Raw genomic sequence first — 6767 nt, forward strand, 5'->3', positions numbered from 1 at the left:
AACCGGGGAGGTGCCGAGGGATGCCGGAGCCGGCGCAGGAGAGCGAGCGGGCGGGGGCCGTTCTGCCCTTGGGGGTGGCCGAGGTGACGGGACCGTCGATGGTGCCGACGCTGCGCCACGGTGACCGGCTGCTCGTCCACTACGGGGCGCGGCTGAGGATCGGTGACGTGGTCGTGCTGCGCCATCCCTTCCAGCAGGACCTCCTCGTCGTCAAGCGCGTCGCCGAGCGGCGGGACGGCGGCTGGTGGGTCCTCGCGGACAACGCGTACGCCGGCGGCGACAGCACGGACTACGGGACCGTCCCCGACGAACTCGTGCTCGGCAAGGTCCGGTTCCGCTACCGGCCCCGGCCCGACGGTCAGCGCTCGCCGTTCGCGGTGGCCCGCTGGGCGTTCTCGGCGGTCCGGCCGGTGTTCTGCGACCGGTCCGCCTCCAGGCGTTTGCGGGCGCGGTAGGCCGCCACGTTGGCGCGGGTCGCGCAGCGGTCCGAGCAGTAGCGCCGGGAACGGTTGGTGGAGGTGTCGAGGTAGGCGTTGCGGCACGGCGCCGCCTCGCACAGGCCGAGCCGGTCCACGCCGTACTCGGTGAGGTGGAAGGCGAGCCCCATCGCGGCGATCGCGGCATAGCCGGCGGTCGCGTTCGAGGGGTGGTCCGCCAGGTGCATGTGCCACAGGGGGCGGCCGTCGTCGTCCCGGAAGTCATGGCCGGAAATCTGCGGGCTCACCGGGAACTCCAGCAGCAGCGAGTTCAACAGGTCCACGGCGAGGGTCTCGTCGCCGCCGTCCGCCGCCTCGAAGACCGACCGCAGCCGCGTCCGCACCGAACGGAACCGGGTGACGTCGGCGTCCGTCGCCCGCCGGGCCGCCGACTGGTTGCCCCCGAAGAGGTCGCGGACGGCCTCCACCGAGGTGAGCGTGTCCTTGCCCCGGAGCGGTTCCTCGCTGTTCACGAGGCGCACGGCGTAATCCGAGTAATAGGCCAGTTCCACTTGTAGTCCTTACGGGGGCGCTCTATCGTCGTGTGGCGGTCAAGTAACAGCTGATCGTGCATTCAGGGTATTACGACGTACCGCCAGAAGGGGCTCCCATGACGACGACCACCGGCACCGGCAGCGGCACCTCGTACGGCACCGACTGGGGGGCCTGGCAGCGCAGCTGGGATCGGCAGCAGGAGTGGTACATGCCCGATCGCGAGGAGCGGTTCCGGGTCATGCTCGACATGGTCGAGGCCCTCGTCGGCCCCGAACCCCGCGTCCTCGACCTCGCCTGCGGTACGGGATCCATCACGTCCAGGCTGTTCGCGCGGTTCCCGAACGCCGTCAGCACCGGCGTCGACCTCGACCCCGCGCTGCTCACCATCGCCGAGGGCACCTTCGAGGGCGACCGCCGCGTCACCTTCGTCACCGCCGACCTCACCGACCCCGACTGGCCCACCCAGCTGCCGTACGACGCGTACGACGCCGTGCTGACGGCCACAGCCCTGCACTGGCTGCACAGCGAACCCCTCGCCGCCCTCTACGGTCAGGTCGCGGAGCTCGTCCGCGACGGCGGTGTCTTCATGAACGCGGACCACATGATCGACGAGACCACGCCCCGGATCAACGCGGCGGAGCGCGCCCACCGCCACGCGGGTATGGAACAAGCCAAGGCGAACGGCATCGTCGACTGGGCCGAATGGTGGCAGCTCGCCGCCCAGGACCCGGTCCTCGCCGCGCCGACGGCCCGCCGCTTCGAGATCTACGGCGAGCACGCCGACGGCGACATGCCCTCCCCGGCCTGGCACGCCCGCGTCCTGCGCGAGAAGGGCTTCGCGGAGGCCCGCCCGGTCTGGTGCTCGCCCTCCGACACCCTGCTGCTCGCCGTGAAATAGGCCCGCCCAGGCGGCTTCCGCACGGGGAAGGGGCGGTACGGGAGACCCGTACCGCCCCTTCGCGCGCGACCGTGTCCGGCTCGGTCCCTGCTTGCTACAGCACCTTGGACAGGAACGACCGGGTGCGCTCCTCCTGCGGGTTCGTGAGCACGTCACGCGGGTTGCCGGACTCGACCACCACACCGTCGTCCATGAAGACCAGGCTGTCGCCGACCTCGCGGGCGAAGCCCATCTCGTGGGTGACGACGACCATGGTCATACCCGACTCGGCGAGGTCGCGCATGACGTCGAGGACGTCACCGACCAGCTCCGGGTCGAGAGCCGAGGTCGGCTCGTCGAACAGCATCAGCTTCGGCTCCATGGCCAGCGCGCGGGCGATCGCCACGCGCTGCTGCTGGCCACCGGAGAGCTGCGAGGGGTAGTTGCCCGCCTTGTCGCCGAGGCCGACCTTCTCCAGCAGCTCCCGGGCGCGCTCGCGGGCCTGGGCCTTGTTGACGCCCTTGACCTGGACCGGCGCCTCCATGACGTTCTCGGCGGCGGTCATGTGCGGGAACAGGTTGAACCGCTGGAACACCATGCCGATGTCCCGGCGCTTCAGCGCGACCTCGCTGTCCTTGAGCTCGTACAGCTTGTCGCCCTTCTGGCGGTAGCCGACCAGCTCGCCGTCGACGTACAGACGGCCGCCGTTGATCTTCTCGAGGTGGTTGATGCACCTCAGGAACGTCGACTTGCCGGAGCCGGACGGGCCGATGAGGCAGAACACCTCACCCGTCTGCACCTCCAGGTCTATGCCCTTGAGGACCTGCACGGGGCCGAAGGACTTGTGGATGCCCTCGGCCTTCACCATGGCGGTCATGCCGAGACTCCCTTCGGGCGGCGCGCGGGCAGCATGGCCTTGAAGCGCTGGATCGGCGTCGGCGGGAGGGATCGGGTCGAGCCCTTCGCGTAGTACCGCTCCAGGTAGTACTGGCCGACGCTGAAGATGCTGGTCAGGATCAGGTACCAGGCGGCGGCGAGGAACAGCATCTCCACGATGGAGCCCGCGTTCTGGCCGATGTCCTGGGCCGCCTTGAGCAGGTCCACGTACTGCACCGTCGAGACGAGCGACGTGGTCTTCAGCATGTTGATGACCTCGTTGCCCGTGGGCGGCACGATCACGCGCATCGCCTGCGGGATGACGATCCGGCGCAGCGTCTTCGCGTGGCTCATACCGAGCGCGTGCGACGCCTCCGTCTGACCCTCGTCGACCGAGAGCAGACCGGCGCGGCAGATCTCCGCCATGTACGCGGCCTCGTTGAGGCCGAGGCCCAGCAGCGCCGTCAGCAGCGGCGTCATGAACGAGGACCAGTAGTCCTTGTAGATCGGACCGAGGTTGATGTACTCGAAGACCAGGCCCAGGTTGAACCAGACGAACAGCTGGACCAGGACGGGCGTGCCGCGGAAGAACCAGATGTAGAACCACGCGACCGACGAGGTCACCGGGTTCTTCGACAGCCGCATGACGGCGAGCAGGATGCCGCCGACGATGCCGATCACCATGGACAGCACGGTGAGCAGCAGGGTGTTCAGAACGCCCTCGATGATGCGGTCGTCGAAGAAGTAGTCGGGGACGGCGCCCCAGTTGATCTTCTTCGCCTGCGCGAAGGCGTAGACGATCGCGCCCAGGACAGCGAGCGCGATGGCCGCGGAGACATAGCGCCCCGGGTGCCGGACCGGAATGGCCTTGAGGGCCTCCGGACCGGCGGGGGGCGTGTCCTCGGGACCGTCCGTCTTGTTGACGTCAACAGTCACGGGTGGTGCCTTTCAGTGCCGAGACGGAGATCAGGAGCCGCCGTTGATCTTGGCCTCGGTGACGGCGCCGTCCTCGACGCCCCACTTGCTGATGATCTTCTTGTACTCGCCGTTGTCGATGATCGCCTGGACCGCGGCCTGCAGCGCGTCACGCAGCTCGGTGTTGTCCTTGGCGACGGCGATGCCGTAGGGGCCGGCCTCGACCTGGTCGCCGACGATCTGGAAGTACTTGCCGCCGCCCGAGGTCTTCACGGAGTACGCGGCGACCGGGTAGTCGGCGGAGACGACGTCCGCGCCCTTGGAGCGCATCCGGGTCTCGGCCTCGGGGTTGGTGGCGAAGTCCTCGATCTTCAGGGTCTTGCCGCCGTCCTTCTTGCACTTCGCCGCCTGCTCCTTGGCGAGGTCGTGCGAGAACGTGTTGCGCTGCACGGCGATCGTCTTGCCGCAGAGGTCGTCCCAGGTCTTGATGCCCTTGTCGTCACCCTTGTTGGTGTACAGCGACACACCGGCGGTGAAGTAGTCGACGAAGTCCACGCCGGCGCCGACCTTCTTGCCGGTGTCGGCGTCGATGCCCTCCTGACGGTCCTTGGTGTCCGTCATGGCCGACATGGCGATGTCGTACCGCTTGGAGGCCAGACCACCGATGAGGGTGTCGAAGGTGGCGTTCTCGAACTTGAACTCGACGCCGAGCTGCTTGCCCAGCGCGGCGGCGATGTCGGGGTCGATGCCGACGACCTTGCCCGCGTTGTCCTTGTACTCCACGGGCGCGTACGCGATGTCGGAGCCGACGCGGATGACACCCTTGTTGCGGATCTCCGAGGGAAGCTTGTCGGCCAGGGGGGCCGAACCGGCCTTGGTGCTGTCCGAGCCGTTGTCGTTGCCGTCCTTGGTCTGGTCACCGCAGCCGGTGAGCAGCAGGGCGCCCACGACCGCGATCGCTCCGACCGCGGCTGTCCGGGAGCGCAGGCCGGTCGTACGACTGGTGGTGCTTGCGGTCATGGTGGGTTCCTCCGGCGGGATGGGTGGAGTTGCCGACAGGTCGATGGGTGACACGCTTCTTCGAGTGTCGCGACCTCGTGTGATTACGGCATCTTGCCATTCGGGCATGTGCATTCAGATGACCCGCTATGTCAAAATCGGATAACGGGTCACCCCCGAATGACCTACGAACCGCTGTGGACCGTGCGATCGCGCCGGATCTTGTGCGGAATTTTTCCCTTCAGGCCGGAAGATCTTCGGTACATCTCAGGGTGCGGTCGGCCGCGAGCCCCGCACACGTGGCCGTATGGGGCCTGTCCAGGATTCGTCCGACTTGTCCCGTCATTCGTCGACGATTCACCGCGCCCCCATTGGGCCGCAAATGACCTTCGAGTTGTGACCTTCAAGGTATGAACGGGTCTGGACTCGTCGTCGACACCGTCCGTCCGGTAAGAAGGTTCCTTACACCCCTCATCCGGGGCCCAGGGCGCGTGTGCGGCGCGCCCGTCGCGTCTGAGTCCCTACGTGTCGCCGTACGTACCGGTTGACCTGGGCCTTACGCGGTGCCCGCCCACTCCCGAACCGGGAGCGGTCACCCTCAAACCTTGAAGACTTAAGGGGTAAACAAAAGTGGCAGCGGAGATTGTCAATCCTCGCACCGAGAGCAGCGACGGCAGTACGGGCCAGGAAGGCAACGGGGAGCCCCTCAATTCCCTGGGCGCCCCCGACTCCTTCGACCCCGCCTTCGCGCTGCACCGCGGCGGCAAGATGGCCGTGCAGAGCACGGTGCCGATCCGCGACAAGGACGACCTGTCCCTCGCTTACACGCCGGGCGTCGCGCGGGTGTGCACCGCCATCGCCGAGCGTCCCGAGCTGGTCGACGACTACACCTGGAAGTCCTCCGTCGTCGCCGTCGTGACGGACGGTACGGCCGTCCTCGGCCTCGGCGACATCGGCCCCGAGGCGTCCCTCCCCGTGATGGAGGGCAAGGCGATCCTGTTCAAGCAGTTCGGCGGTGTCGACGCGGTGCCGATCGCGCTCGCCTGCACGGACGTCGACGAGATCGTCGAGACCGTCGTCCGGCTCGCCCCGTCCTTCGGCGGCGTGAACCTGGAGGACATCTCGGCGCCCCGCTGCTTCGAGATCGAGAAGCGGCTCCAGGAGCGCCTGGACATCCCGGTCTTCCACGACGACCAGCACGGTACGGCGGTCGTGACGCTGGCGGCCCTGCGGAACGCGGCGCGGCTCAGCGGGCGGGAGATCGGTCAGCTCCGGGCGGTCATCTCGGGTGCCGGCGCGGCCGGTGTGGCCATCGCGAAGATGCTGGTCGAGGCGGGCATCGGTGACGTCGCCCTGGCCGACCGCAAGGGCATCGTCTCCGCGGACCGCGAGGACCTCACCGACGTCAAGCGCGAGGTGGCCGGGTTCACCAACAAGGCCGGGATCACGGGCTCCCTGGAGGACGCCCTCGCCGGCGCCGACGTCTTCATCGGTGTCTCCGGCGGCACGGTCGCGGAGGAGGCGGTGGCCTCGATGGCGGAGGGCGCGTTCGTCTTCGCCATGGCCAACCCCAACCCCGAGGTGCACCCGGATGTCGCCCACAAGTACGCGGCGGTCGTCGCGACCGGGCGCTCCGACTACCCCAACCAGATCAACAACGTCCTCGCCTTCCCCGGCATCTTCGCCGGGGCGCTCCAGGTGCGGGCGTCGCGGATCACGGAGGGGATGAAGATCGCGGCGGCGGAGGCGCTGGCGTCGGTCGTGGGCGACGACCTCGCCGCGGACTACGTCATCCCGTCCCCGTTCGACGAGCGGGTCGCTCCCGCGGTGACGGCGGCGGTGGCCGCGGCCGCGCGGGCGGAGGGGGTCGCTCGCCGCTGAGGCGAGTGCGAGTGGGTTTGGCGGCCCTGTCCCCGTGCGGGGGGCGGGGCCGCCTTTTTGCTGGGGGCGGGTTTGGGTGCCTAAGGGGCTCGGGGGTGCGAGTTCGTTGGCGGGTGCGGGTGCGGGTGCGGGTGCGGGTGCGGGTGGTTCGTGGTTTCTCGCGCAGTTCCCCGCGCCCCTGAAAAGCGACCGGGGCTGCGCCCCGTGCTTTTCACGGCGCCACCTGAGGAAGGTAGGAAGGCCGGGCC

7 protein-coding genes are annotated in these 6767 nt (G+C 68.7%); 3 read left to right on the plus strand and 4 right to left on the minus strand.

Features of this window, described 5'->3' with window-relative positions; genetic code table 11:
* The first annotated feature begins 20 nt into the window (after positions 1 to 20).
* Positions 21 to 455, plus strand: a complete 435-nt coding sequence (gene sodX / locus M8J73_RS42175) for a nickel-type superoxide dismutase maturation protease (RefSeq protein WP_055539847.1) — start codon at positions 21 to 23, stop codon at positions 453 to 455.
* Here sodX and M8J73_RS42180 read toward each other — a convergent pair.
* On the minus strand, positions 359 to 988 hold the full coding sequence (locus tag M8J73_RS42180; protein WP_055539846.1) for a CGNR zinc finger domain-containing protein: 630 nt from the start codon (positions 986 to 988) through the stop codon (positions 359 to 361). The genes sodX and M8J73_RS42180 overlap by 97 nt on opposite strands.
* Before the next feature lie 98 nt (positions 989 to 1086).
* Between M8J73_RS42180 and M8J73_RS42185 the strand changes: the two genes are divergently transcribed.
* A complete protein-coding gene (locus M8J73_RS42185; protein WP_055539845.1) occupies positions 1087 to 1869 on the plus strand; it encodes a class I SAM-dependent methyltransferase in 783 nt (260 codons plus the stop codon).
* A 94-nt stretch (positions 1870 to 1963) separates the two neighbouring features.
* Here M8J73_RS42185 and M8J73_RS42190 read toward each other — a convergent pair whose 3' ends face one another.
* The 3 genes from M8J73_RS42190 to M8J73_RS42200 are packed head-to-tail and all read right to left on the minus strand — an operon-like array spanning position 1964 to position 4659.
* On the minus strand, positions 1964 to 2725 hold the full coding sequence (locus M8J73_RS42190) for an amino acid ABC transporter ATP-binding protein (protein ID WP_055539844.1): 762 nt from the start codon (positions 2723 to 2725) through the stop codon (positions 1964 to 1966).
* The gene (locus tag M8J73_RS42195) at positions 2722 to 3660 is read right to left on the minus strand and encodes an amino acid ABC transporter permease (protein WP_055539843.1); all 939 of its coding nucleotides are present in this window, start codon (positions 3658 to 3660) and stop codon (positions 2722 to 2724) included. The genes M8J73_RS42190 and M8J73_RS42195 overlap by 4 nt, the downstream gene beginning before the upstream one ends.
* Before the next feature lie 30 nt (positions 3661 to 3690).
* Entirely contained in the window at positions 3691 to 4659 is a 969-nt protein-coding gene (locus M8J73_RS42200; protein WP_055539842.1) for an ABC transporter substrate-binding protein, read from the minus strand.
* A gap of 609 nt (positions 4660 to 5268) precedes the next feature.
* Between M8J73_RS42200 and M8J73_RS42205 the strand changes: the two genes are divergently transcribed.
* Positions 5269 to 6519, plus strand: coding sequence for an NAD(P)-dependent malic enzyme (locus tag M8J73_RS42205; RefSeq protein ID WP_249829830.1), 1251 nt, complete (start codon positions 5269 to 5271; stop codon positions 6517 to 6519).
* The last annotated feature ends 248 nt before the right edge of the window (positions 6520 to 6767 follow it).

The organism is Streptomyces neyagawaensis (assembly GCF_023516595.1).
Taxonomy (GTDB): domain Bacteria; phylum Actinomycetota; class Actinomycetes; order Streptomycetales; family Streptomycetaceae; genus Streptomyces; species Streptomyces neyagawaensis.